The sequence below is a fragment of the Paenibacillus sp. FSL M7-0420 genome (genome assembly GCF_038002345.1).
In the GTDB taxonomy this organism is placed as follows: domain Bacteria; phylum Bacillota; class Bacilli; order Paenibacillales; family Paenibacillaceae; genus Paenibacillus_AQ.
Map to the genome: position 1 here is coordinate 276,753 of NZ_JBBOCJ010000001.1, position 25,178 is coordinate 301,930.

General features: G+C 54.9%; 21 protein-coding genes. 14 read left to right on the forward strand and 7 right to left on the reverse strand.

Features of this window, described 5'->3' with window-relative positions; genetic code table 11:
- The first annotated feature begins 17 nt into the window (after positions 1-17).
- The 3 genes from MKX51_RS01240 to MKX51_RS01250 all read left to right on the forward strand — a co-directional run bounded on the left by MKX51_RS01240 (position 18) and on the right by MKX51_RS01250 (position 3,984).
- A complete protein-coding gene (locus MKX51_RS01240) occupies positions 18-563 on the forward strand; it encodes a DUF1697 domain-containing protein (RefSeq protein WP_340990905.1) in 546 nt (181 codons plus the stop codon).
- A 163-nt stretch (positions 564-726) separates the two neighbouring features.
- Entirely contained in the window at positions 727-2,916 is a 2,190-nt protein-coding gene (locus MKX51_RS01245) for an ArnT family glycosyltransferase (protein ID WP_340990906.1), read from the forward strand.
- 84 nt (positions 2,917-3,000) lie between these two features.
- Positions 3,001-3,984, forward strand: a complete 984-nt coding sequence (locus MKX51_RS01250) for a glycosyltransferase family 2 protein (protein ID WP_340990907.1) — start codon at positions 3,001-3,003, stop codon at positions 3,982-3,984.
- Positions 3,985-4,059: 75 nt separating this feature from the next.
- Here MKX51_RS01250 and MKX51_RS01255 read toward each other — a convergent pair whose 3' ends face one another.
- From MKX51_RS01255 to MKX51_RS01265, 3 genes are all read right to left on the reverse strand, one after another.
- The gene (locus MKX51_RS01255) at positions 4,060-4,626 is read right to left on the reverse strand and encodes an FAD-dependent oxidoreductase (protein ID WP_340990908.1); all 567 of its coding nucleotides are present in this window, start codon (positions 4,624-4,626) and stop codon (positions 4,060-4,062) included.
- A gap of 189 nt (positions 4,627-4,815) precedes the next feature.
- A complete protein-coding gene (locus MKX51_RS01260; RefSeq protein ID WP_340990909.1) occupies positions 4,816-6,285 on the reverse strand; it encodes a sensor histidine kinase in 1,470 nt (489 codons plus the stop codon).
- Positions 6,282-6,968 (reverse strand): response regulator transcription factor, encoded by a 687-nt coding sequence (locus tag MKX51_RS01265; protein ID WP_340990910.1) that lies wholly within the window; start codon positions 6,966-6,968, stop codon positions 6,282-6,284. Before MKX51_RS01265 ends, MKX51_RS01260 begins: the two co-directional genes overlap by 4 nt.
- A 486-nt stretch (positions 6,969-7,454) precedes the next feature.
- On the opposite strand from MKX51_RS01265, the gene MKX51_RS01270 reads away from it, so the two are divergent.
- The 3 genes from MKX51_RS01270 to MKX51_RS01280 all read left to right on the forward strand — a co-directional run bounded on the left by MKX51_RS01270 (position 7,455) and on the right by MKX51_RS01280 (position 12,285).
- Complete coding sequence (locus MKX51_RS01270) at positions 7,455-8,618, forward strand: glucose-1-phosphate adenylyltransferase (RefSeq protein ID WP_340944870.1); 1,164 nt, start codon at positions 7,455-7,457, stop codon at positions 8,616-8,618.
- A gap of 23 nt (positions 8,619-8,641) precedes the next feature.
- Positions 8,642-9,745, forward strand: coding sequence for a glucose-1-phosphate adenylyltransferase subunit GlgD (gene glgD, locus MKX51_RS01275; protein WP_340757339.1), 1,104 nt, complete (start codon positions 8,642-8,644; stop codon positions 9,743-9,745).
- A gap of 107 nt (positions 9,746-9,852) precedes the next feature.
- Positions 9,853-12,285, forward strand: a complete 2,433-nt coding sequence (locus MKX51_RS01280) for a glycogen/starch/alpha-glucan phosphorylase (protein WP_340990911.1) — start codon at positions 9,853-9,855, stop codon at positions 12,283-12,285.
- A 235-nt stretch (positions 12,286-12,520) separates the two neighbouring features.
- Here MKX51_RS01280 and MKX51_RS01285 read toward each other — a convergent pair whose 3' ends face one another.
- Positions 12,521-13,000, reverse strand: a complete 480-nt coding sequence (locus MKX51_RS01285) for a GAF domain-containing protein (protein ID WP_340944868.1) — start codon at positions 12,998-13,000, stop codon at positions 12,521-12,523.
- 231 nt (positions 13,001-13,231) lie between these two features.
- Between MKX51_RS01285 and MKX51_RS01290 the strand changes: the two genes are divergently transcribed.
- From MKX51_RS01290 to MKX51_RS01300, 3 genes are all read left to right on the forward strand, one after another.
- Positions 13,232-13,531, forward strand: a complete 300-nt coding sequence (locus MKX51_RS01290) for a hypothetical protein (protein ID WP_036700151.1) — start codon at positions 13,232-13,234, stop codon at positions 13,529-13,531.
- Between the two features lie 179 nt (positions 13,532-13,710).
- Positions 13,711-14,289, forward strand: coding sequence for a GNAT family N-acetyltransferase (locus MKX51_RS01295; protein WP_340990912.1), 579 nt, complete (start codon positions 13,711-13,713; stop codon positions 14,287-14,289).
- A 27-nt stretch (positions 14,290-14,316) separates the two neighbouring features.
- On the forward strand, positions 14,317-15,813 hold the full coding sequence (locus MKX51_RS01300; RefSeq protein ID WP_445322048.1) for an MDR family MFS transporter: 1,497 nt from the start codon (positions 14,317-14,319) through the stop codon (positions 15,811-15,813).
- Positions 15,814-16,309: 496 nt separating this feature from the next.
- Here the strand turns inward: MKX51_RS01300 and MKX51_RS01305 are convergent, their stop codons facing one another.
- Positions 16,310-16,777, reverse strand: coding sequence for a MarR family winged helix-turn-helix transcriptional regulator (locus MKX51_RS01305; protein ID WP_036722277.1), 468 nt, complete (start codon positions 16,775-16,777; stop codon positions 16,310-16,312).
- Positions 16,778-17,036: 259 nt separating this feature from the next.
- On the opposite strand from MKX51_RS01305, the gene MKX51_RS01310 reads away from it, so the two are divergent.
- Together MKX51_RS01310 and MKX51_RS01315 are read left to right on the forward strand one after the other, a co-directional pair.
- Positions 17,037-17,834, forward strand: a complete 798-nt coding sequence (locus MKX51_RS01310; protein WP_340990914.1) for an ABC transporter ATP-binding protein — start codon at positions 17,037-17,039, stop codon at positions 17,832-17,834.
- Entirely contained in the window at positions 17,813-19,081 is a 1,269-nt protein-coding gene (locus MKX51_RS01315; RefSeq protein ID WP_340990915.1) for an ABC transporter permease, read from the forward strand. Before MKX51_RS01310 ends, MKX51_RS01315 begins: the two co-directional genes overlap by 22 nt.
- 82 nt (positions 19,082-19,163) lie before the next feature.
- Here MKX51_RS01315 and MKX51_RS01320 read toward each other — a convergent pair whose 3' ends face one another.
- The gene (locus tag MKX51_RS01320; RefSeq protein ID WP_340944860.1) at positions 19,164-20,423 is read right to left on the reverse strand and encodes a BaiN/RdsA family NAD(P)/FAD-dependent oxidoreductase; all 1,260 of its coding nucleotides are present in this window, start codon (positions 20,421-20,423) and stop codon (positions 19,164-19,166) included.
- 197 nt (positions 20,424-20,620) lie between these two features.
- Here MKX51_RS01320 and MKX51_RS01325 point away from each other — a divergent pair, with 197 nt between their 5' ends.
- From MKX51_RS01325 to nadE, 3 genes are all read left to right on the forward strand, one after another.
- Positions 20,621-22,306, forward strand: coding sequence for an ATP-binding protein (locus tag MKX51_RS01325; RefSeq protein ID WP_340990916.1), 1,686 nt, complete (start codon positions 20,621-20,623; stop codon positions 22,304-22,306).
- Between the two features lie 170 nt (positions 22,307-22,476).
- On the forward strand, positions 22,477-22,911 hold the full coding sequence (locus MKX51_RS01330) for a BrxA/BrxB family bacilliredoxin (RefSeq protein ID WP_340944855.1): 435 nt from the start codon (positions 22,477-22,479) through the stop codon (positions 22,909-22,911).
- Positions 22,912-23,055: 144 nt separating this feature from the next.
- Positions 23,056-23,865 (forward strand): ammonia-dependent NAD(+) synthetase, encoded by an 810-nt coding sequence (gene nadE / locus MKX51_RS01335; RefSeq protein WP_340990917.1) that lies wholly within the window; start codon positions 23,056-23,058, stop codon positions 23,863-23,865.
- 316 nt (positions 23,866-24,181) lie between these two features.
- Here nadE and MKX51_RS01340 read toward each other — a convergent pair whose 3' ends face one another.
- Positions 24,182-25,000 (reverse strand): alpha/beta hydrolase family protein, encoded by an 819-nt coding sequence (locus MKX51_RS01340; RefSeq protein ID WP_340990918.1) that lies wholly within the window; start codon positions 24,998-25,000, stop codon positions 24,182-24,184.
- Between the last annotated feature and the right edge of the window lie 178 nt (positions 25,001-25,178).

Below are 25,178 nucleotides of genomic sequence, written 5' to 3' on the forward strand. Positions count from 1 at the left end.
GAGGAGGCAGAATGCAGGTGAATACATACATTGCATGGCTGCGCGGCATCAATGTCGGCGGCAACAAAGTAATTAAAATGCAGGATCTGAAGGCCATGCTCGGAACGCTTCCATTCAGGAATGTACGCACCTACATCCAGAGCGGCAATGTTATATTTGAGAGTGAAGCGTTAACAGGCGACGGGCTGGCGGAGATGATTAGCGGGAAGATTCAGGAGACCTTCGGCTTGGAGGTGCCTGTCATCATCCGTTCTCTGGAGGAGCTGGAGGCGGTCATCGCCGGTAATCCGTTCCCGCAGAGTGAACAGGAAGCCTACAAGCGCCTGTACGTCTCGTTTCTGGCAGCGGAGCCAGCCGCTGAAGCACTGGAGAAGCTCCGTCCCTATGAGGATGGAGCCGATAAGGTGCGGGTGCTCGGCAGGGAGCTGTATGCCTTCTATGAAGTGAGTGTGAGCGAGTCGCCGCTGTTCAAGGTGCCGTTCGACAAGCTGCTGGGAACGGCGCTTACCGCGCGCAACTGGAACACCCTGAACAAGGTAGCAGCGCTGGCCCGTAAGCCGTAAAGGAAATAGCAGCTCTCCCAAATACCCCACCAGGATGTATCTCTTGGTGGGGTATTTGGCGTGTCCGGCACGTTCAGCAAACATTCAGCGGGCATTCATTGCCGGTTAAGGTACGGATGCCATAATACACCTAAGAAATGAACGAATCGGAGTGGATCAAACGATGAAAATACTGAAGAGGCCGGGTACCGATGTTGTACTGGTAATGATTATGCTGCTGGCAGCCGTCCTGTACGGATACGGAATCTGGAATGACCAATATGCCAATACGTACTATACAACCGCAGTGGGCAGCATGCTGCAGAGCTTCCATAACTTCTTCTTCGCTTCCCTGGATTCAGCAGGGTCTGTAACGGTCGATAAGCCGCCGGTAACCTTCTGGCTGCAGACCTTAAGCGCGCTGGTCTTCGGCCTGCATGGCTGGAGTGTCATTCTGCCGCAGGTGCTCGGCGGCATAGGCTCGGTACTCTTAATTTATCTGCTGGTGAAGCCTGCCTTCGGACAGGCGGCTGCACGGCTTGCAGCGCTCGTTATGGCGGCTACCCCGGTAGCAGCGGCGGTAAGCCGGACGAACAATATTGATGCGCTGCTGGTGTTCACGCTGCTGCTGGCGGCATGGTTCCTCTTCCGAGGCACCCGGACCCACCGGACGGGCAGCCTGCTCGCCGCCTTCGGGCTCATCGGTGTCGCCTTCAATGAGAAGATGCTGCAGGCTTATATGGTTCTTCCGGCCTTTTATCTATTCTATCTTCTGGCAGCCAAGGTGAACTGGAAAAAGAAGGCCGGCACCCTTGCAGCCTGCACTGCCGTACTGCTGGCAGTGTCTCTATCCTGGGCTGTAATTGTCGATTCCATTCCGGCAGATGAGCGGCCTTACATCGGGAGCAGCGGCACCAATTCTGTGCTTAATCTGGCTTTTGGCTATAACGGTGTGTCCCGTCTGACCGGTGACCGCAGCACTGGAGGACCCGGGAGCGGCGGATTCGGCGGCGGCATGCCCGCAATGAACGGGGAAATGCCGGAATTAGGCGGTGAATTCCCGCCTATGGATGGAGCTGATGGACAAGGGGGCGCAGACGGGCAAGGGGCGACGAACGGCCGTGATTCCGCCGCCGGGGACAATCAGAGCCGTGACAGCGGCGGGACTGCTCCAGGCCAGAACGGACGCGGTGGCGGAATGGTGCCGGGCGGTCAGGACGGCGGACGGCGCGGAGAAGGAGCGGAAGGCGGATTCGGCGGGTTCGGCGGCCCGAACGGACGCGGCGGGATGAACGGCGGCGGCATGTTCAACACCGGCACCGCCGGTCCGCTGCGGCTGTTCCAGCAGGAGCTGTCCGGCCAGGCGAGCTGGCTGCTGCCGTTCGTGCTCTTCGGCAGCATCGGGATCTTGGCCAGCTTGCGCCGCAGGAGCTTCACCCGGCAGCATAAGGAAGCCATCTTCTGGCTGGCCTGGCTGGTTCCGGTCATGGGATTCTTCAGCATCGCAGGCTTCTTCCACCAGTATTACCTGATTATGATGGCTCCGCCGGTGGCGGCGCTGGCAGGTACAGGCTGGTCTCAGCTCTGGAGCTACTATAAGGAGCGGAAGGCCTGGCTGTCCTGGCTGCTACCCGCAGCGGTGCTGGCTACAACGGTACTTGAGGTGTACATTATCCGTCCGTACGACGATACCATCGGCAGCGGCTGGTCCACCGGTATTCTGGCAGCAGGTCTTGCCATGACGGTACTGCTGGTCATTCTGCGGCTGCTGAAGGTGGTACGCGATAAGCCCTCCTGGTTACATGCCGCTGCGGTAACAGGGTTCCTGGTGCTGCTGATTGGCCCGCTCTACTGGGCATTTACACCGATTGTCTATGGAAATAATAGCATGACTCCAGCAGCAGGGCCGGATAGCGGCAGCTCCTTCGGGATGGGTGCAATGGGCAATATGAGCGGCATGCCCAACATAGCCAACATGGGCGGGGGCGGAAGGAACAACGCTGCCGGTATCAATGAGTCTCTGCTGACCTATCTCAAGGAGCATAATACCGGCGAGAAATATCTGTTCGCAGCGATGGATTATGGAACGGCAGGCCCGTATATCATCGACGAAGGGGAGCAGGTCGTCATCCTGAACGGCTTCAATGCATCAGATACGCCCTACACCCCAGCCACTCTGAAGGAGCTTGTAGAGAGCGGGCAAGTGAAGTACTTCCTGGTCACCAGCGGCGGCATGGGCGGGATGCGGGGCGGCGGCAGCTCGGAGATTACGGAATGGATTACCGCGAACGGGACGGAGGTTCCGGCCGCAGACTGGCAGGGGACGCAGAACAGCGGCAATGCCGGAACCTTGTACGAGATCACCCTGAACTAACCTGCGGGAGCAGGAGATCAGGAAGCGCGTATATCCGGCCCTTTGCCGGCGCGCTTCCTTACTACTTTTGAGGAGGAGCTGCCCATGAGTGTTCAAGTGCGCTATTCCATTATCATACCGATGTTCAATGAAGAGGCTGTTATTCAGGAGACCTACCGGCGCATCAAAAAAGTAATGGGCATAACAGGCGAGCCCTACGAGCTGATCTTCGTCAATGACGGCAGCACGGACAACTGCGCGCAGATGATCGAGGAATACAGCTATTGGGATGAAAGTGTGAAGCTGATCGATCTGTCCCGCAATTTCGGGCATCAGGTCGCTATTACCGCAGGTATGGATTATGCGCTGGGTGATGCGGTCGTGATCATTGACGCGGATCTCCAGGACCCGCCCGAGCTGATTCCCGAGATGATTGCGGAGTGGAAGCAAGGCTACCAGGTCGTGTATGCCAAGCGGATCAAGCGAAACGGAGAGTCCCTGTTCAAAAAATGGTCGGCCAGCTTATTTTACCGGGTGCTGCGTTATTCGACCGATATCTCCATTCCGGTGGATACCGGCGATTTCCGCCTGATGGACCGCAGAGTCTGCGATGAGCTGAAGCGTCTGCCGGAGAAGAACCGCTTCGTGCGCGGTCTGGTCAGCTGGGTCGGATTCCGCCAGAAGGCGATAGAATACGAGCGGGAGGAGCGGCTGGCCGGAGAGACCAAATATCCGTTCAGACGGATGCTGAAGCTGTCGCTGGACGGCATTACCTCCTTCTCTTATAAGCCGCTGAAGCTGGCGGGTGTTCTTGGAGCACTGCTGTCCGTATCCGGGTTTCTGTACCTGATGTATGTACTGTATCTGGCGCTCTTTACGGATGCGGCCGTGAAGGGCTGGGCGTCGATGATCGGGATCACCTTGACCTTCAACGGGTTCGTGCTGCTCATGCTGGGTATTCTGGGTGAGTATGTCGGACGGATCTATGATGAGTCCAAGGGGCGCCCCCTCTACATCGTTCAGGAATTCTACAGCGGCAGGCCGCAGCAGAACGCGCAGGAGCAGAGAGTCGCCAGTCTCAACAAATAACCATATTCCTTCCACATTAAAAAACCGCCTCTCCTCCAAAAAGGAAAGGCGGTTCTTATGTAACAGCTGTATTTGCTAAGCCTTCAGCAAATCGTGATCGACATACCGTGCACCGTTCAGCTCACTGATGATGTTAACGGCCACCTTGGCGCCGTCCCCGGCAGTGATAATCGCGTGGACACTCATTCCGGCAACGGTTCCGGCGGCCCAGATTCCGTCGATGTTGGTTCTGCCTTCCGGTGTGGCGGCGATCACCGTCTTGATTCTTGGCTCCGTACCCTCCTCGGTGGTTACCCCGGCTGCGGCAGCCAGATCTGTCAGAACACCTGTCGCCAGCACGACATGCTTAGCTTCATAAGTAGCTCCGCTCTCCATCCCGATGACGAAGCCCTCACCGCTGGCTTCCAGTGAGGTCGCCTGTCCGGCAACCAGCTCGGCCCCGAACTTCACGGCCTGCTTATGTCCGGTTTCTACAAGATCAGGTCCGCCAATCTCGCTAATTCCGTAATAATTCTCATACCAGCCTCTGCGGGTCATACCTTTGTCGTTGTCAATCAGCAGTGTTTTTTTGCCGGCCTTGGCAGCGAACAGGGCGGCGCTTGCACCGGCAGGACCGGCGCCGATAATGGCGATTTCGTACATGAGATACCCTCCTAAAAGTTTTGATAGCCTAAACCTCATGGAATCACTTCGCAAAACTCGCTTCGGAAGCATATGCTTAAGTTTTGATAGCATAAACCTCATGGAATCACTTCGCAAAACTCGCTTCGGAAGCATACGCTTAAGTTTTGATAGCCTGGAACTATTATATCGCTATTTACAGCTCATTGGCTAATCCCGCAGGCATGGAAGGGAGACCTTGAAGGCAGCGCCCTCACCCGGAGTGCTGGATACCGTCACCTCTCCCTGATGCGCTTCGGCAATGGACCTCGTAATCGATAACCCAAGCCCGGAGCCGCCGTATTTGCGTGTGCGGGAGGAATCGCTGCGGTAGAAACGGTCGAAGACATGCGGGAGATGCTCTGCAGAGATGCCGGAGCCGTTATCCTTTACGGTCAGCTCTGCCAGTTCTCCCCCGGCGTGCAGAGATATATGGATGATGCCCTTGACCGAATCGGTATGCTGAACCGCATTGTGGAATAGATTAAGAAGGACCTGTCTGATCTGGTCAGGATCAACCAGGCACCGGATGCCGCAGGCCAGGTCGAAGACAACCTGCCGTTCTCCGGCCAGTACCCGGAGCTGCGCCTGCATGTCGTCGATCAGCTCGTCCAGCAGCACCTGCTTGACCCGCAGCCGGGGTGCGCCGTCCATCCGGGCGAGCAGAAGCAGGTCCTCCACCAGCTTGTTGATCCGCTTGGCTTCACCGTGCATGCTGCTGAGCGCGCTGTAGAGCTGTTCCCGGTTATCGGCAGCTCCGCGCAGCAGCACCTCCAGGAAGCCGTAGATGGACGTCAGCGGCGTCCGCAGCTCATGGGAAGCATCGGCGGCGAACCGGCGCATCTGCTCTTTCGCCTCCCGCTCATTCTTGAACGAAATTTCCAGCCGCTCCAGCATGCCGTTGAAGGACTGGGAGAGCTGGTCGATCTCAAGCTGGCCCTGCTCCTTCGGGAACCGCACATTCAGGTTGCCGGCATCGATAATCTGGGCCGAATGCCCCATGTTGGATAAGGGGACCAGCGTCTTGCGCAGTGTAGGTAAATACAGCAGCAGCCCGGCCAGCAGAGCCGCTACCGACAATGCGCCGAAGATAAGCAGCTGCTGCAGGATGACATCCCTCAGCGGTCCGGTCTCCACCGTCATCTGCAGGAGCATCCGGGCAGCGCCCGGTCTGCCGAGGTTCATGAAGACAGCCAGATGCTCGCTGCCATCCCCGGCGGTAATGAGCCGGTAGTCCCCATTTGGCTTGAACGTGGGGAGCTTCAACAGCTGGTCATAGGCCTCATTGCTCATTCTCGGAGCAGGCGAAGCGGACAGCGTCTCTTCCTTCAAATCCATGAAGCCGCCATCCTGATTGTAGATAGCGAGGGTAGTATGGGCGTCCAGCAGCAGGGGACGATGGTCTCCCCCGGGCCGTCTGTTACCTGCATTATTGAAGATTTCAAATGGCACAGAGCGTATCTGGGTCTCCATCGCCTCCGCCCGGTTGCTGTATATGAAATTTCGCATGAGTACATACTGGAGTGTGCCGATCAGTATAAGCAATCCTGAGAGAATGAGCAGCGAGGTGACGAGCAACTGCTTGCGCAGGGAACGCGGAGCATGAAATCTGCCCGTGAATCTACGGGTCCGGGCAGTCATACCAGATCCACCCGGTACCCCGCCCCGCGCAGGGTGCGGATGATCCGGTGTTCCTTATCGCCGAGCTTCTCCCGGAGGGAGCGGATATAGACCTCCACGATATTCTCCTCCCCGCCGAAGTCATAGCCCCACACCTTGTCCAGAATCATCGGCTTGCTCAGGACCAGTCCGTGGTTGATCACCAGATACTGCAGCAGCTCATATTCGGTCGGAGACAGCTCCAGCACTTCCTCCTTATGGCGGATCTCTTTGCGGCGGCCGTCAATCCGGAAGGGGCCGCAGCGGACCTCGCCGAGCAGGCCGGGGAACTGGTTGCGCAGCCGGGCCTGAATCCGGGCCAGCAGCTCCTCGAAGCTGAACGGCTTCACCATGTAATCATCTGCGCCCAGGGACAGGCCCGTGACGCGGTCGTCTACCTCATCCCTAGCGGTCAGCATAATGATCGCCACCTCCGCTTCCTCGGAACGGAGGCACCTGCAGACCTCGAATCCGTCCATGCCGGGCATCATCACATCGAGAATAACGACATGCGGCTTGAAGTCGGCCGCCGCTGCCAGCGCCTCAGCACCATCTGCGGCGGTCTGTACCTCAAAGCCTTCATTGATCAGGCCCAGCTCCAGGAACTGAAGGATATGAGGCTCATCATCCACCAGGAGTAGCCGGACACCTTGGGCTGCTTTCATTAGCAATTCCTCCAGATCCAGTAATTAAGTAAGTATAGTATGTCCATAGTTTGAAGCCGCAGGTTGAAGGTTTGCTGAAAATAGGTCTTTGGAGCCAAACCTTCGATTCATTCGCGCTGATTGCGGTTAATCATAATGGTTAATCTAATTATAGTGATTTATATCGCCATGAATATGAAATATAGTTAGAAATTAATCAGTTTAAGGCGGGCAATAAAGGGTTTTGACGGCGGGTATAGAACACTATTAGAATAAAGGGTACAACCTGGTTTTTGCTTTTGATTCGGCTTAACCGGTAATATGTCCCGATCAGCTGTTTTCCTCCCCGTATCACCCGTATTCATCCTGTCTCTGCATTTCTTTTGGGCTACATCTTTTCACAACACTTCTTTTTAGGGTATTTACTTAGGTCTACACTTCATAGCATCACTCATTCAACCTAATTTATTACATGTTCCATTACCCATAAGTCAAGGAGGCTCTTCCATGAAGAAAAAAGAGATGGTAGCCATGCTATTGGCGGGAGGCCAAGGGAAAAGATTAAAAAGTTTGACCAAATCGATTGCCAAACCGGCTGTTTATTTCGGAGGAACCTACCGGATCATCGACTTCCCCCTAAGTAACTGCTCGAATTCGGGCATCGATACCGTGGGTGTGCTGACACAATATGAACCGCTGGTGCTGCATTCGTATATCGGAGTCGGCAGTGACTGGGATTTGAACCGCAAGGATGGCGGCGTATTCGTATTGCCGCCGCATGAACGGGAGAATGGAAGCAGCTGGTACCGGGGAACGGCGGATGCCATTTACCGCAATCTTAAGTTCGTGGATCAATTTGATCCGGAGCATGTATTAATTCTGTCGGGAGACCATATTTACAAGATGGATTATCATGCCATGCTGCAATATCACAAATCCAAGAACGCCGACTGCACCATCTCGGTCATTGACGTTCCATTGGAGGAAGCGAGCCGCTTCGGCATACTGAATACGGAAGATGATCTGAAGATTTACGAGTTCGAAGAGAAGCCAGCCCAGCCTAAGAGCACACTTGCTTCTATGGGAGTATATATTTTCAAATGGGATGTTCTGCGCAAGCATCTGCTTGAGGACGGAGAGAACGCCGGATCATCCCATGACTTCGGTAAGGACATTATTCCGATGATGCTGGGTGAAGGCCAATCCCTGTACGCTTATCCTTTTGAAGGCTACTGGAGAGATGTAGGTACGGTAGACAGTCTGTGGGAAGCGAATATGGATCTCCTGAGCGATACGCCTCCCCTGAACCTGAATGATACCGGCTGGAGAATATTCACCCGTAATCCGAATCAGCCTGCACAATATGTGGCACCGGGTGCCAAGGTATCGAGCTGCATCATTAATGAGGGCTGCATCGTGCATGGCGAGGTGAAGCACTCTGTCCTCTTTTACGGGGTTGAAGTGGGCGAAGGCAGTGTCATCACCGATTCAGTCATTATGCCCAAGGTGAAGATCGGCAAGAACGTGAGAATTCACAAAGCGATCATCAGTCAGAACACGGTCATTGAGGATAATATGGAAATCGGCGTCGACCGGGAGAATGAGGATGAAATCCTCCTGATCGACAGACGAAGCAAGAAGCTCAAATCTGTAGCAGCCAAAACCATATAACCACAAGAGGACGGGGGATTCCGATGAAAGAGCTTATGGGCGTAATTAATCTTGATCATGAACTGGATAATTTAAATGAATTGACCTATTTCCGCTGCGGGGCAGCGGTCCCCTTCGCCAGCCGTTACCGGCTGATTGACTTCGTCTTGTCCAACATGATGCGTGCAGAGCTGGAGAGCGTGGGACTGTTCGTCCGCCGCAAATACCGGTCGCTGATGGATCATCTCGGCGACGGCAAATCGTGGGATATGAACCGCAAGCATGGCGGATTGTTCATCCTGCCGCCGGACTGGAATGACCCTACGGATACCTCCCTGGGAGACCTGCAGCATTATCATAACAATCTGGATTTTTTCAGAAGGGCTTCGGCCAAATACATCGTCTTCTCCGGCAGCCAGCACATTAACACGGTGGATCTGCAGGACCTCTATCAGTATCACCTGGAGCAGGGCGCGGACGTAACGATGGTCTACAAGCAGATCGACGAGCTTCAGCCGGAGCATGATCCGTGCCTGCGGGTCGAGCTTAATGAAGACAACGTAGTAACGAATATCCACCATGAGAAGCATCATCCGAATGTGTATCTGGACATCTTCATTATGGAGAAGAAGCTGTTCCTGGAGCAGGTGGAGCATTGCATCGCCCATGGCGAGAGCTATTTCTTCCGCGATGCCATTCAGAAGAACCGCCACAAATTCAAAATCTCCGCCTATGAATATAAGGGTTACCATGCCGTTATCAATTCGCTGGAGAGTTACTATAAGAACAGTCTGGAGCTGCTGAAGCAGGAGAATTACTTTGGCCTGTTCAAAGAGAATCCGGTGCAGACCAAGATTAAATACGAGGCACCTACCCGTTATCTGGATAGTGCATCCGTCAGCAACTCGCTGGTGGCCAACGGCTGTGTAATCGCCGGGACGGTGGAGAACAGCGTTATTTTCCGGGGCGTACAGATTCGTAAGGGTGCGAGAATTATTAATTCTGTGATTATGCAGAAATGCGTGATTGAAGAGAATGCCGTGATTGAGAATGTGATCATGGACAAAGATGTGCATCTCAGCAAAGACCGGATACTCGTTGGAGACAGCAGGCGTCCATTTGTCATAGCCAAGAGCAGCAAGATATAATATCTGGATCAGGGGAAATGTGCCACTTCAGGGCATTTCTTCTGATCCAGTGTTGTAATAGGCACTATTATCAACCAATACATGCTTGTGTAAGGAGGAACCTGCTGTTGTTCAACGATAAAGAGACTTTCAAACAAGTGTTCCGTGAGAAACTCATCGGGAAATTAGGCAAGCCGCTTGAAGAAGCTTCGAACGCCGACATTTATAATATTCTCGGCAACATGATCCGGGAGAGTGCCGGTAAGGACTGGGCGGACACCAATCAGAAGTTCAAGATCGACAAGGATAAGCAGGTATATTATTTCTCCATGGAATTCCTGATCGGCAGGCTGTTGGGCAATAACCTGCTGAATATGGGCGTGCTGGAGGTTGTCCGCGAGGGCCTCGCGGATCTGGGGTTCTGTCTGCAGGATATCGAAGAGGTGGAAGCCGATGCCGGTCTGGGCAACGGGGGGTTGGGGCGTCTGGCCGCCTGCTTCCTGGATTCACTCGCTTCCCTGCAATATGCAGGACACGGCTGCGGCATCCGTTATAAATACGGATTGTTCGAGCAGAAGATTGTAGACGGCTATCAGGTGGAGCTGCCGGATTACTGGCTGCAGAATGACAACGTGTGGGAAGTACGCCGCGAGGACAAACAGGTCGAGGTGCATTTCTGGGGACATGTGGACACCCGCTGGGAGAATGATGAGCTTGTGTTCGAGCACAAGGATTATGAAGCCGTACGGGCGGTTCCGTATGATATTCCGGTGATCGGTGCCGACCGCAGACATGTGAACACGCTGCGGAACTGGAGTGCCGAGTCCATCACCCAGCCATCGAGAGTCTTCGGCACGCTGGGCGGTACGGATTATCACAAGTTCCTCGAATACAAGCGTTCGGTGGAATCCATCTCGGAATTCCTGTACCCCGATGATTCCCAGTACGAAGGCAAGCTGCTTCGTCTGAAGCAGCAGTACTTCCTGTGCAGTGCCGGCCTGCAGAGTATTATCCGGACCTTCGCCAAGACGGGCCTGCCGATTGACAGCCTGCCTGACAAGGTAGCCCTGCATATTAATGACACTCACCCTACGCTGGTGATCCCAGAGCTGATGCGCATTCTGATGGATGTCTATCATCTGGGCTGGGATCAGGCCTGGAGCATGACTACCCGGATGGTGTCGTATACCAACCATACCATTCTGAGCGAAGCGCTGGAGAAGTGGCCGATCGGCATGGTCAGAGAGCTGCTTCCGCGCATCTTCCTGATTATTGAGGAGATTAACGCCCGCTTCTGCGGCGAGCTGATGAGCAAATATCCCGGAGATCAGGACCGGATCAACCAGATGGCGATCATCCATGATGATCAGGTACGGATGGCGCATCTGGCGATTGTGGCCAGCCACAGTGTGAACGGTGTAGCGGCGCTGCATACGGAGATTCTGCAAAAGCGTGAGATGCGGCTGTTCAATGAGATGTATCCGCACCGCTTCAATAACAAGACCAACGGCATTACGCACCGCCGCTGGCTGCAGCATGCCAATCCCGAGCTTGCCGGACTAATCAGTGAGTCGATCGGCACCCGCTGGATGCATCAGCCCCAGGAGATGATCGGACTGATCAAATACAGTGAGGATGCCTCCTTCCAGGAGCAGGTGGCTGCCATCAAACGCCGCAACAAGCTGCATCTGGCTGAATATATCACGAATAAGCATGGTATTGCGGTAGATCCCGACTCGATCTTCGATGTACAGGTGAAGCGCCTGCATGCTTATAAGCGCCAGCTGCTGAACGTGCTTCATATTATGCATTTGTATAATCAGATCAAGGATAATCCATCCATTAATATCGTGCCGCGGACCTTCATCTTCGGTGCCAAGGCCGCTCCAAGCTATCATCTGGCCAAGCGGATCATTAAGCTGATCAATACAGTGGCTGATGTAGTGAACCGGGATCCGGACATTAACGGGAAGATCCGTATCTTCTTCCTGGAGAATTATTCGGTATCGCTGGCGGAGAAGATTATTCCGGCCGCCGATGTCAGCGAGCAGATCTCCACGGCGAGTAAGGAAGCCTCTGGTACCGGCAATATGAAGTTCATGATGAACGGTGCGCTGACGATTGGAACCATGGACGGGGCTAACGTGGAGATGCATGAGATGGTAGGGGACAATAATATGTTCCTGTTCGGCCTACGGGCAGAGCAGGTACTTGATTATTACCAGTACGGCGGATACCACGCCCGCGATATCTATAATGGCGACGGCCGGGTAAAAGAAGTCTTGGATCAGCTAATCGTCCCTGGTCCCTTCTGCTCCCATGCCCAGGAGTTCGATACGCTCTTCCAGTCGCTGATTGACAACAATGACGAATTCTTCGTGCTTAAGGATTTCGCCAGCTATGTGGAGACCCATGTCAAGATTGACCTGGCTTACCGGAACCAGAAGGAATGGCTGAAGAAGTCCATCATCAATATCGGCCATTCCGGCAAATTCTCCAGCGACAATACGATTAGCCGCTACGCCGCCGAGATCTGGCATATCGATCCGGTCCGGTTATAACGCCATCGGTACAGGCTGCAGCTTCATAGCCGCAGCTCCAGGCGGTATAATCAGAACAGCAAAAGCCGCCCCACCCAGGAATAATTCCTGCGGTGGGGCGGCTTCTTTGGTGCATAAGAATTGATATGTTTTGGGGTCCCCGCAAAGTACCTGAGTCATCATCAAAGCTAAGCTCCACTTTGTGGGGGTATTTTGCGGTTCAGGACTTACTTGCTGCTGCTGATGAAGGCTAGCCTTACAGCACCTCGGATACCATGGCTGCGAACCGTTCGAGGAAGCGGCGCTCCTCGTCGTCGAAGCGGTGCTTGAGCGGGCTGTCGATATCCAGTACGCCATAGAGGGTGTCCCCTTTGACCAGTGGAACAACAATTTCGCTGTTAGAGGCAGCATCGCAGGCAATATGTCCCGGGAAGGCATGAACATCGCCTACCACTAGCGTGCGGCGCTCTGCGGCTGCGGTTCCGCAGACACCGCGGCCCAGCGGTATGCGGATGCAGGCCGGAAGTCCCTGGAAGGGGCCGAGCACCAGCTCTGTGCCGTCAAACAAGTAGAAACCGGTCCAGTTGGTGTCCGGCAGAGAGAGCTTTAACAGCGCCGAAGCGTTGGCCAAGTTGGCAATGGCGTTCGGTTCACCCTCCATCAGTGCCCCGAGCTGGCTGAGAACGGCTTCGAACCGTTCGCTGCGAGTGCCGTCATAAGGCATGGCTTGAAACATGAAGCATCACCTTCCTGTACCTTGAGTCAGTATGAATCCCATAACTGTTAACTATCAAGATAGTACAGGGAAGCGCTATACGTCAAGCATTAACGGGGGATTAACAGGTTTTACCGCTTAGTGGAAGAAGAGGAAGAAGCAAGAATTACTTAAGCGGAGGTGTTTCCGGGAACTCAGGGCAGGGTAATGCTTTTATAAATACAGCAGGCTAGTAGCCAGAAGGAGTGAAACATGCGCGCCGACGTACAGAACTTGTTTATTGGAATCCATATGCTATATTGTGCACATGAGAAGGATCTGACACTAACGGAAATGCTGCCGGAGCTGGAAAACCTGGGGTACCGGGTGGCGGAGCGCGAAGTGAAACAGGAGCTGGAACGGCTGACCCAGGAGAATTTCCTCACCGCCCATGGCGACGCTTATAGTGTCACGGGAACAGGAATCGAAGAGTTCAAAGCCATTCAGGCCAAGCTTGGTGTACTGTGCACCGAAGTGCTTAAGCCGGTTAAGGCTGCGGGTGCTTCGGGTTAAGTCTGAAGGTAGCTGCACCGAATGGAACATAACATTAACGATAAGGTACAGCGTCTGACCGTGTGGCGGCAAGCCATGGGGGCAGACGCTATTTGTGATGGGTAAGCGGGAGTGACAGGTAAATGCGCCGTCCGGGCAGAATAAGTTGTATACTGATAGGGTTGAAAGGGGACGGGAACATGTATGTGTGCGGGGGGGCTATCCCGGAGTTAAGCGGACGGAGGGTGCGTCTGCGGGCGATGCTGCCGGGGGATGCGCAGGCGCTGTTCGCGATTTGGAGCCATCCGGCAGTAGCGCCCTGGCTGGATGGTCCGCCTCTGTCCTCTGTGGAGGATGCAGAAGCACTAATTACCCTGCTGGCGGGGTGGGCGGTGGAGGAAGAGAGCCTGCGCTGGAGCATCCTGAACCCGGAAGGCAGTGTCATCGGAAGCTGCGGCTATAACCACTGGCAGCTTCAAGGCGCTTACCGGGGAGAGATCGGCTTCGAGCTGTCACCGGCAGCCATGCGCCAGGGGTATATGCGGGAAGCGCTTATGCTTGCGCTTGCGTTCGGCTTCCATAGCATGGGGCTGAACCGGATGGAAGCCCTGTGCCACCCGGACAACCTTCGCGCAGAGCGGCTGCTCACGGGACTTGGCTTCCGGCAGGAAGGGCTGCTGCGGCAATACCGGCATACGGCATCGGGCTATCAGGATGTAGTGATGTATTCCCTGCTGCTAGGCGATACGGGCGCAGGAGAGAGAACAGAGAGAATATAGAGAGAAGGTATGGATTCATTGAGTTCAATGGGGGACAAGCAGCGGAAGTTAATATTGACAGGCGTACTGCTGGCCACATTTCTGGCAGCGATTGAAGGGACGGTAACGGGTCCGGCGGGTCCGGCCATCGTAGGGGATTTCCAGGGGATGCAGTGGCTGAGCTGGATCTTTACGGCTTATCTGCTGGCGATGGCAGTGACCACACCGATTTTTGGCAAATTAAGCGATCTGATCGGAAGGAAGCCCGTGTTCATAGGCGGTGCTGTAGTGTTCCTGGCAGGCTCGCTGTTATGTGGACTCTCTCAGAGTATGCAGCAGCTGATTATTTACCGGGGGATTCAGGGGATCGGTGCGGGGGCGCTGATTCCTATGACTTTTACCATTATCGGAGATATCTACAGCCTGAAGGAACGGGCGAAGACGCAGGGGCTGCTTAGCTCGGTGTGGGGGATTTCTTCACTGGTCGGGCCGCTGCTTGGCGGTTATGTAGTGGATTACTTAAGCTGGCGCTGGGTATTCGTGTTCAATCTGCCGTTCGGCCTGCTGTCGATTATCTTCATCTCGCGTTATCTGAAGGAAGAGAAGGTCCGCCGCAAGACGAAGATCGATGTAGCCGGAGTGCTGCTGTTCGCTGCGGGAATGGGGGCGCTGCTGTTTGGCCTGACGACTGGGGGGCAGAGTCTGCCCTGGAATTCTCCGCTGCTGCTGGCTATTCTCCTGGCGGCTGTTCTGCTGCTGGTGGTGTTCCTGTTCGTGGAGCGCCGGGCCGCCGAGCCGATGCTGCCGCTGGAGCTGTTCTCCATCCGTAATATTGCGGTATCTACAGGCGCGAATCTGCTGGTCAGTACGCTCATTATCGGCCTGTCTACGTATGTTCCGCTGTGGGTGCAGGGCGTATTCGGCAAAAGCGCCGCCCTCTCGGGCCTGCTCCTCGCACCGATGTCGGTCGGCTGGATGCTGGGCTCCATCGCGGGCGGGCGGATGATTCTGCGTGCAGGCACACGCCGTACGGGAATGCTGGGCCTGTCACTGATTGTTATCGCAGCTGTGGGGCTTACGCTGATGAATGCAGACTCCTCGCAGCTGCTGCTTCTGGTGCTGATGCTATTCTGCGGGGTGGGCTTCGGCTATGCCTCGACCGTCTTCACCATTATCGCCCAGTCCTCGGTGCAGCATGAGCAGCGCGGTGCGTCTACGGCACTGAACACCTTCACCCGCTCACTCGGGCAGACGGTGGGGGTGGCAATCTTCGGCTCCTGGCTGAACTTCAGTATTGACCGGAGCCTGGCGGAACAGCCGGGGGCAGCCGCCTCCGGCGCAGATATTAACCAGCTGCTTAACCCGCATAGCGGAAGCGTGCTGCCTAAGGAAGCCTGGAGCAGTCTGCAAGGCGCACTGGAGGGCGGTCTGCACTCCCTGTTCATCGTGATGGCAGTGTTCGCTGTGATCTCGCTGGTAATCTCGGTACGTCTTGACCAAGGGGTGCCCTCCATACAGGAAGTAAGCACACCATCGAAGCGTTAAGCTTCAACTCGTAGCACGGATTGTCCTGATTATGAGATTTATCGGGTGAGGGCTTGAACATACAAAAATCGCTCCTTTGGGGATGGATGGCGGACCTTCCATTTACCAGAAAGAGCGATTTTTTGTGTTTATTTAGGGAACTATGATTTTCTTCTATTGTGGATTATAGAGAAATCTTGCAAAAAGTGCAAGAATATTGCCCCGTAGGAGCGGTTTATGCTGAAATCCTGCAGGAAATGCAACAAATTTAGCGCTAACTTGCTCTAAACATCGGAATTTGTGCAAATAATACAACATTGTGCTTCAGTCAGTAACTTTTATAAAGGAATCCTGCAAGATGTGCAACAATGCTGCTCCTTACAAGCAGCTTACGTTAATCCTGCTCAAAACAAAGGGTTGTTCCAAGCAGCCGGTGCATGCTTTTTGGAACAACCCATACCTTGATATTTGGATGAATTAGTGAATATATTCACAACTACCCATTCCTCAACTCCCCTTATTTGCGCGGGAGCGGGGAGAGCTTCTCGGCCTGCAGGCCCATCTTCTTCAGCAGCACAATCATCTGTTCCTTCTCTTCGTCGCTGAGTCCGCTGAAGGCCAGATGCAGGCGCTCCGAATACTTCGGATACATCTCGTTCATCAGGCGTTCGCCCTCGGTAGTCAGCTCGGCAAAAATAACACGGCGGTCGCTTGGGCAAGGCTTGCGCTGCAGGTAGCCGCGTTCTTCCAGCTTGTCGATCACATAAGTAACGTTGCCGCTCTGCAGCAGCAGCTTGGCACCGATCTGCTGGATCGGCTGCGGTCCTTTGTAATAGAGAACCTCCATGACGGCGAAGGCGGTCGGATTGAAGCCTTCGATCTTGCTGCCGGTTACAGCATGCTCGTTAATGCTCTTAAAGGACTTGGCAAAAACTCTGTACAAATGCAGGGTCAACTGAGTATCGCGTTCATAGGATTGTATCATGCTTCTCCACCTCTATTGTTAATCGTACGGGGCTTATCCGCACGGTTTGGAATACTTCCTTCCGGATATCTAGCTTTTACAATACGTCAAACAAAGATTGAAGAACATGTCATTTGTCACAATAAGCACACTTTTAATTATAAAAAATTGAACAATTTTTTGAAGGACGGGTAAAGGGTGAAAATTATTGCAGCAAAGGCCCGTCCATGGTGCTATGATCGCATTATATTGAATGATGATACAGGAGATGGAGAGATACATGGAAGAGACAGAAGGCTCAGAGGAACAGAAGACTCCGAAGCAGACGGAGAACCGAATCAACAAGTATTATGAAGACGACGATGACTACGATGAAGAGGATACCGTGCTTGATGTGGTAATTGAGGAAGCGGGCTATGAGGCAGGAGATATCCGCATCTCAGGAATCTCCTTCCAGGTGAGAAAGGGCGAGCTGCTGGGACTGATCGGACCGAACGGGGCCGGCAAAAGCACTACGATCAAGACGCTGCTTGGTCTGCTGAAGCATGCCAAGGCCCGGGTGAAGCTGGGCGGTGAGAACCAGTCCTATGCGTACGTGCCGGAGCAGCCAGTATTTTACGAGGACCTTACGCTGTGGGAGCATCTTGATCTGGCTGCCGCTGCCTACGGCTTAAGCTATGAAGCCTTCGAGTCTACGGCGGAACAGCTGCTGGTACAGTTCAGTATGACCCATGTGCGCGATGATCTGCCGGCGGGCTTCTCCAAGGGGATGAAGCAGAAGATGATGCTCATGCTGGGCTTCCTGGTACAGCCGGATGTCTATATTGTGGACGAGCCGTTCATCGGTCTTGATCCCAGGGCCACCAAGGATTTCCTGCGCCTGCTGGAGGCGGAGCGGGAGCGCGGCGCCGGGGTGCTGATGTCCACGCATGTTCTGGATACAGCGGAGAAAATCTGCGACAGCTTCATTCTGATCTCCGGAGGCAAAATTGCCGCCGAGGGGACGCTTGCGGCGATACGCGGGGAAGCGGGGCTGCCGGAGGGATCGCTGTTTGATTGCTTCGACGAATTAACATGAGCGGGAATTCATTTGCGTTCCCGGCTGCGAGGAATCTCTTAAGGCGAAGACTGTTCTCCCATTTCCGGGAGCAGACTGCTATTATCCGTACGGCTGTAGACTGGACGGTCCTGCTGTATATCCTCATCCCGGGGGGCCTCCTCGGCGGCCGTTTCTATTATGGCTACTGGAACGGCAATCTGCCGGGCTGGTTCAGCCATGTACCCTTTGTTGTTGTGCCTTCGCTGCTGGCCATTCTGCTGGCTACCGGAGGGATCGTGCTGCTGCTCCAGGAAGGCGATCTGCTGTTCCTGCGGCAGCGGCAGAACTGGATCAGCACGATCCTCAAGGGCGGAATGGTCTATAGCCTAGCGGTAACTGCGCTGAAGATGGCGGCGGTGTACGTCATTCTGCTGCCGTTTCTGATCCGCGGCTATGCTCTGAGCGCGGCAAGCGCCTATGGCTTGCTGGCGCTGACTATAACCTGCAGCTGGGCCGTTAAGCTGCTGGGCCATATCGTCAAGGTGCAGCGGCAGGGCTTCCGCCGCCGGCTGTGGCTGATCCTGGCGGTGGCCGTACCCTGCGGGATCTACCTGCGTCTCGCGCTCTTCTGGAAGGACAGTCCGGCCCTTCTGTTCCTGGCGGCAGCCGCCTACGCGGTGGTGACCGTCCTGGCCTTCAGAGCCCGCCTGCGTCTGCGCGGCACGTTCATGAATGATGTGCGCGAAGACTACAAGCAGCGGATGAGAATTGCGGCGATTCTGCTGCGCCGTGTGCTGGATAAGCCGCGGCCGACACGCTATAAGCCCTGGATCTTCCGCAAGTCACAGCCGCTGCTGGCTTCGAAGCTGCCCGAGAGCCGCTTCGCCGCCGCAGGGATGAAGGCGCTGCTGCGCAATCCGGCCCATTTCAAGCTGTATTTGCAGTTCACCGGGGTGTCGCTGATAGCAATCTTTATTGTACCGGTAGTGCTGAAGTGGCTGTTGTATATTGTCTTGACTAGTATGATGGCGTACTGGCTGACCTCCTTCTGGAATCTGTTCTCCGGGGATGATTATATCGGCATTCTACCGTTCACCAAGGTGCAGAAGGCGGACGCCGGTTCCAAGGCGATGCCGATTCTGTTGATGCCCTTCGCCGTTCTGTGCTCCGCAGTGCTCTGCATGCCAGCCTATGGCTGGTGGGGCTTGCTGATCTTTATCCCTGTCGGGGCTGCCGCCGGAATCTGGATCGGCCGCATCTTCAGTGTCATAAGGTTTGCAAGATAACAGCAAAGAGCCTTCCTCCACATTCCGGGGGAAGGCTCTTTGCTGTTCGGACTGTTCTAACTATAGGCGCTGCTTATCCGCCTTACTGCGCCGCCGCATGCTTACCGGCAGTATAGCCGGTGGAGAAGGCGGCGGTAATATTATAGCCGCCGGTATAACCGTGAATATCGAGAATCTCACCGCAGAAATAGAGGCCTGCGGTCAGCTTGGACTGCATGGTCTTGGGGTCAATCTCCTTGAGCGCAACTCCCCCGCCGGTCACAAAGGCTTCCGCCAGGGAACGTGTCCCATGAACCTGAACGGGCATCCGCTTCACCAGGGCAGCCAGCGCCCCAAGGCCAAGCTTGGGCAGATGATGGCCTGTGATCTCCCCGTCCAGCCCGCTCTTCGCCAGCAGCAGCGGGATCAGGCGCTCGGGCAGCAGGCCCTTCAGCGAGTTGCGGATAGCCTTCTTCGGCTCCAGATCGAGCTTATTCTGGAGCATAGACTCCGCCTCCTGAAGGGACAGGTCCGGGAACAGGTCGATGGACATCTCCACGGTATCGGTTCCCGACTTCTGCTGAACCTGGCGGAGGAACTGGCTGCAGCGCAGCGCAATCGGGCCGGATAAGCCGAAATGGGTGAAGATCATATCCCCCCGGTGGGAGATCACCTTCTTGCCCCTCTGATTCCAGACGCTCAGCGTGACATCGCGGAGGGACAAGCCCTGCAGCTCCCCGGATTTGATCCACGCCTCCCGGGAGAGAATAGGGACTTCGGTCGGGAACAGCTCCGTGATCGTATGTCCGGCGGCGGCAGCCCAAGGGTACCCGTCACCGGTAGATCCGGTCTGCGGCACGGACTTGCCTCCGGTAGCGATGATGACAGCCTTCGCGCCGAATGCTTGGCCTGACTCCAGGCGGATGCCCCGGACGGCTCCTTCCTCGTAGAGAACCTCCCGGACCGGGCTGTCTGTCATGATCTGCACACCAAGGCTCCGGACTTTGCCTATAAGAGCGGATACTACGCTTGCGGCCTTGTCCGATACAGGGAACATCCGGCCGTTATCCTCCTCCTTCAAGGCAATGCCCAGCCCCTCAAAGAAATCTATAATATCCCGGTTGTTGAAATGATCAAACGAGCTGTATAAAAAACGGCCGTTGCCCGGAATATGGGCGATCAGCTCCGAGGTCTCCTTTATATTGGTAACATTGCAGCGCCCGCCGCCCGAGATTCCCAGCTTGCGGCCCAGCTTCGCCCCTTTGTCGATCAGAAGTACGGACGCCCCGTGTCCGGCTGCGGCTACGCTGGCCATCAGCCCGGACGGGCCGCCTCCAATGACGATTACATCATAGTTACTCATTCATTTGCTCCTTTTGCTTATTGCGACACTCTATTAACGGCATCATACCATTCCAGGCGGAGTGTAGCCAGATCCAAGCGACCGAAACCTGATTATCGTTGTCAGGAATGCGCGGTTATGCTTTAATCTAAGTGGAAAAGGAATTTTAACCAATTTGAGGAGTGATTGCAATTATTTATGCGGTAAAGGATATTTTATTGCAAATATCGGCTGCCTGCATTTTCCTGTTCCTCTTTCAGTGGAGGCTGGACCGGGGCCATCCCCTGCGCCGGAGCATCAGGTTTCCCGATGATCATACCTTTCTGATGATCTGCTGTGCACTGGGGATTACGCTGTGCATGGCACTGTCGGCTACGATGTTCGGGGTGGTCTATTTGAATCTGGCGATTCTCCCTGCGTATATTGGAATCTTATATGGTACTCTGCGCTCCAGCGTCTACCTCGCGCTATATTTCTTCTTCTGTACTGCCTTGTTCTCGGTGCCCTCAGGTCTGGAGCATCTCTTCCTGAATTCAGGGGTGCTGCTGTATCCGCTGCTCTTCGGTATGTCCGGGATGTTCAAGAAATCTGCGATACCCGGCAAAATCTTCATCCTGTGGGGCGCACTTTTCCCGAGCATGTTATTCATAGTTATTGTACCGAATATACAGGGCAGGAACGTCATCGATATACCTCCTAGCCAAGCGGCTCTCGCCGGACTATACGGATTAACGGCCCTAATTCTGGGCGCCTTGTTCATCACCTATATCGATAAGGCGTGGGACAAGCTGCAGGTCAGGGTCCAAATGCAGGGAATCTCGGAGAAATTCCAGTGGGAATCGGAGAAGCTGCAGCAGATTACAAATGTGGTTCCGCTGAATATTATAGAGTTCGATGACAACGGGTATGTGACAGAGGTGAATGAATATATGCTGAGCCTGATGCAGCGTCATTGTCCCCTGTTGACCAGAGAGTTTATTTTGTCCAGGCCGGCTGGTGATATCTTCGGCAAAAGCATGGATCAGGCTACCCTGGACCGGTTACAGGCGGTTCTGCGGAGCAGACAGCGCTCCAATACCAAGATCAGGGTCGATTCGATGACCTATCATATTTTTACCGCGCCGCTCCAGCATGAATCGGGGCTGCCGGGCGGCATCGTCATGATTATTCAGGATTTGACGGAAGAGGAGAAAATGCGCAGTGAGCTTGACAATGTCGAGCGACTGTCGCTGGTCGGGCAGATGGCTGCGGGCATTACGCATGAGATCCGTAACCCGATGGCGGTAGTTCGCGGCTTCCTGCAGCTGATGCGGGAAAAGAGCCCGGAGGATCTCCACTCCTATTATCATATTGTCATGGAGGAGCTGGACCGGGCCAACAGCATCATCAATGACTTTCTGTCGCTGGCGCAGACCCGTGTATCGGACAAAGAGCCGGCCGGGCTCCAGTCTGTTCTGGAGGAGCTTTCGCCGCTGATCTGGGCGGATGCCAATCTCCGCGGCCAGAGTGTGGAGCTGAAAATCAGCCCGACGATGCCGCTGCTGCAGCTCAATGTCCGGGAGATTAAGCAGCTGATTCTGAATCTGGCCCGCAACGCCATGGAGGCGATGGAGGCTAAGGGCGTACTGACGCTGGCTGCCTGTGAGCATGAGGATAACGTGCTGCTGATTATTACGGATACCGGAGGAGGCATGCCCCAGAGCCAGCTGAATCAATTGTTCACCCCGTTTTTCACCACCAAGAGCCAGGGGACAGGTCTTGGCCTGCCGCTCTGTCTCAGTATTGCGGAGCGGCATAACGGGACGATACGGGTAGAATCGGAGGTAGGGTCCGGGACCTCGGTCATCGTTACTTTTCCGGTGGAGTCCAGAGAGGGAGCGGTCCAGAGCCCTGTATATATGTAGCAGATTTCACGGGGACGGCACCGTTTCGGGGCTGTGCAGCGGCAGGCTGCGTCTCTTGCTTTCGCAGAGTATGTATGTATAATAAAGTTAGCAAGTAGTGCTGGAACGCGGTAACGTTATCCGGGTTCTGACCTTATCTCAATTCAAGTGATGAAGGAGAGTGCAGAGAAATGTCCATGTCTTTTAATCAATATATGAGAGATTCTATCCAACCTATGCGCGACGATCTGACAAGCATCGGATTTCAGGAGCTGTTGACCCCGGAGGAGGTGGAAGCAGCCCTTCCGGCAGCCAAGGGAACTTCGCTGGTTGTTGTTAACTCGGTATGCGGCTGTGCCGCCGGACAGTGCCGTCCAGGGGTAGCCCAGGCGCTGCAGAACGAGATTCTGCCGGATCACCTGTTCACCGTATTTGCCGGTCAGGAGAAGGAAGCTACCGCCAAGGCGCGTGAATATTTCGCACCGTATCCGCCATCGTCCCCTTCCATCGCGCTGATGAAGGACGGCGAGCTGGTTCACTTCATCGAACGTCACGGTGTGGAAGACCGTTCGGCCGCCGAGATTGCTGCGGAGCTGAAGGAAGTTTTTGACCGCGTGTGCCAGTAATAATGTCCTGCAGCCTGAGGGCAGCAGCATGAATAAGTAAGGATCCCGCATCAGCCAGCCGTCAGCCGGAGGCTTGGCTTATGCGGGATTTTTTTAACTTGTGTTAAGGGCAGGGATTACAATTCTAAGAAACGGGGTGGTCCTGTGAGTCTGCAGGAAGAGATTATTGCTACGCTGGGAGTTAAGCCGGCGATTGATACGGATGCGGAGATACGTAAGCGTGTAGATTTCCTGAAAGCGTATGCGCTCCAGGCGGGGGCCAGAGGTCTGCTGATTGCGATTAGCGGAGGTGTGGACAGCGCGGTGGCTGCGGGTCTGTGCAAGCTGGCTACGGACGAGCTGACGGCGGAGGAAGGCAAGGAGTATATGACACTCGGGGTGTTCCAGCCTTACGGGGAGCAGGAGGATATTGAGCACAGCTATGCGGTGGCCCGGGCTTTTGAGCTGACCCATACGGTGGAGACCAATATCGAAGAAGCGGTGAACGAGATCGCCCTGGAGGTTGAGCACAGCCTGAAGGCCCTGGGCCAGCACAAGCATATCACCCATCAGGGCAAGGGGAATGTAAAAGCGAGAACGCGGATGGTGATGCAGTATGCGCTTGCTTTTGAGAACAATCTGCTGGTGGTGGGTACCGATCATGCCTCTGAGGCCATTACCGGATTCTATACGAAGTGGGGCGATGGCGCCGTCGATATAACACCGCTGTCCTCCCTGAACAAACGTCAGGTACGGCAGCTGGCTGCGGTGCTTGGCGTGCCGGCGGATATCGTGACCAAAGCGCCGACGGCCGGACTCTGGCCGGGCCAGACGGATGAGACTGAGCTAGGAATCACCTATGAGGAGAACAGCGATTATCTGGAGGGGAAGACCGTCAGCCCTGAAGCGGCGGAGAAGCTGGAGCGCTTCTTCCGGAGAACGGCGCATAAGCGCGATAGTATTCCGGGGATCTAGACAGGTTATGCCGGAGCCGCCGGGGCGCTGCGCTTGATGCAGACGCTCCGGCGGTTTTTGTGTAAGAGTATGCTGGTGCGAAGGCGAACGAGCCGAATGTATGTGGAAAACCGAATACAATGTGCTCGTATGAAGGTTCACCGGCCAAATGTATGTGGAAAACGGAATACAATGTGCTCGTATGAAGGTTCACCGGCCAAATGTATGTGGAAAACCGAATACAATGTGTGGTGCGAAGGCGAATGGGCCGAATGTATGTGGAAAACCGAATACAATTAGGCAGCCAATTATGTGAGGCTAATTATAGGTGTACGGCCTACTTCGCCAGTACCCGGTTGATGAATTCCCTGGTAGCGGATATCGCCTGCTCTAACTGGGGAGTAGTTCCGGCAAAAGGATGAACGGTGCCAAAGGTATGATTGCCGCCGGGAATCTGCACCCATTCGATATCCGGCCGCAGCCGGATCAATTGCTCGGAGCCGCGCCGCAGATGCTCGCCGTCCTCACTGCCTTGAATCAGGACAACGGGGAAGTTGGCCTGCTTCATCCGCTCTAGAATCTGGTAACGCTCCGCCTGCTGCTCCAGATCCTCTATAATGATGGCGTCCAGCGGCATTTGCTGGCCGGTCCGTCCGTTGAGCACATGGGTCCGGCCCTTTTCCCGCATTTCACTCTTCTGCTGCTCTGTGAACAGATCCAGGTTAGTGATTCCGTTCCAGGAGATGACCCCGGCAATTTCTGCCGGATGATCCAGTGCGTAGAGGAGCGAGTCGCCCCCGCCGCGGCTATGGCCCAGCAGGAAAAGCGGGAGGCTGCCGAACCTGTGGTGCTGGCTCAGATAGGAGAGCAGGATCTCCATATCCTTGATCTCACGCTGGTAGGTGTTGCGGGCGAATTTGTCCAGCTCGGTGAAATTCTGCAGATCCTCGCCGATGCCGGCATGGGAGAAGTTGAAGCTGATCACTTCATGCTCGTCGCTGAGCGCCTGTGCCGTATACGGGAACATCCCCCAATCCTTGAAGCCTTTGTAGCCGTGAGCGATAACCACCACACTCCGGGCCTCCCCTTGAGCGGGAAAATGGGAGCAGCGAAGCACCGCATCCTCTCCTGCGGGTAATTCAAAATTACGGAACATAAGGTATTCTTCCTTTCCTTCATCTCTTGGAACTGGCGGTTGTACCTCTTTACCAGATATACCTGATTTGCGGGTGATAGACTTTCAGTTTTTTTTCTTTTAAGATAGCAGAAAGCTGACGCTAAGACTATTATTAATAATACTTGGCCGAGAAGCTGACAGGCCTCACTGTTACATG

What these genes read in the sequence shown, in the direction of transcription:
- MKX51_RS01270 (WP_340944870.1), top strand. Translation starts at nt 7,455, where the DNA reads ATGAAGAAAAAAGAGATGGTAGCCATGCTATTGGCGGGAGGCCAAGGG.
- MKX51_RS01330 (WP_340944855.1), top strand. Translation starts at nt 22,477, where the DNA reads ATGTCCATGTCTTTTAATCAATATATGAGAGATTCTATCCAACCTATG.
- MKX51_RS01320 (WP_340944860.1), bottom strand. Translation starts at nt 20,423, where the DNA reads ATGAGTAACTATGATGTAATCGTCATTGGAGGCGGCCCGTCCGGGCTG.
- MKX51_RS01260 (WP_340990909.1), bottom strand. Translation starts at nt 6,285, where the DNA reads ATGACTGCCCGGACCCGTAGATTCACGGGCAGATTTCATGCTCCGCGT.
- MKX51_RS01295 (WP_340990912.1), top strand. Translation starts at nt 13,711, where the DNA reads ATGTATGTGTGCGGGGGGGCTATCCCGGAGTTAAGCGGACGGAGGGTG.
- MKX51_RS01250 (WP_340990907.1), top strand. Translation starts at nt 3,001, where the DNA reads ATGAGTGTTCAAGTGCGCTATTCCATTATCATACCGATGTTCAATGAA.
- MKX51_RS01340 (WP_340990918.1), bottom strand. Translation starts at nt 25,000, where the DNA reads ATGTTCCGTAATTTTGAATTACCCGCAGGAGAGGATGCGGTGCTTCGC.
- MKX51_RS01305 (WP_036722277.1), bottom strand. Translation starts at nt 16,777, where the DNA reads ATGATACAATCCTATGAACGCGATACTCAGTTGACCCTGCATTTGTAC.
- MKX51_RS01290 (WP_036700151.1), top strand. Translation starts at nt 13,232, where the DNA reads ATGCGCGCCGACGTACAGAACTTGTTTATTGGAATCCATATGCTATAT.
- MKX51_RS01300 (WP_445322048.1), top strand. Translation starts at nt 14,317, where the DNA reads ATGGGGGACAAGCAGCGGAAGTTAATATTGACAGGCGTACTGCTGGCC.
- MKX51_RS01265 (WP_340990910.1), bottom strand. Translation starts at nt 6,968, where the DNA reads ATGAAAGCAGCCCAAGGTGTCCGGCTACTCCTGGTGGATGATGAGCCT.
- glgD (WP_340757339.1), top strand. Translation starts at nt 8,642, where the DNA reads ATGAAAGAGCTTATGGGCGTAATTAATCTTGATCATGAACTGGATAAT.
- MKX51_RS01310 (WP_340990914.1), top strand. Translation starts at nt 17,037, where the DNA reads ATGGAAGAGACAGAAGGCTCAGAGGAACAGAAGACTCCGAAGCAGACG.
- MKX51_RS01245 (WP_340990906.1), top strand. Translation starts at nt 727, where the DNA reads ATGAAAATACTGAAGAGGCCGGGTACCGATGTTGTACTGGTAATGATT.
- MKX51_RS01285 (WP_340944868.1), bottom strand. Translation starts at nt 13,000, where the DNA reads ATGTTTCAAGCCATGCCTTATGACGGCACTCGCAGCGAACGGTTCGAA.
- MKX51_RS01255 (WP_340990908.1), bottom strand. Translation starts at nt 4,626, where the DNA reads ATGTACGAAATCGCCATTATCGGCGCCGGTCCTGCCGGTGCAAGCGCC.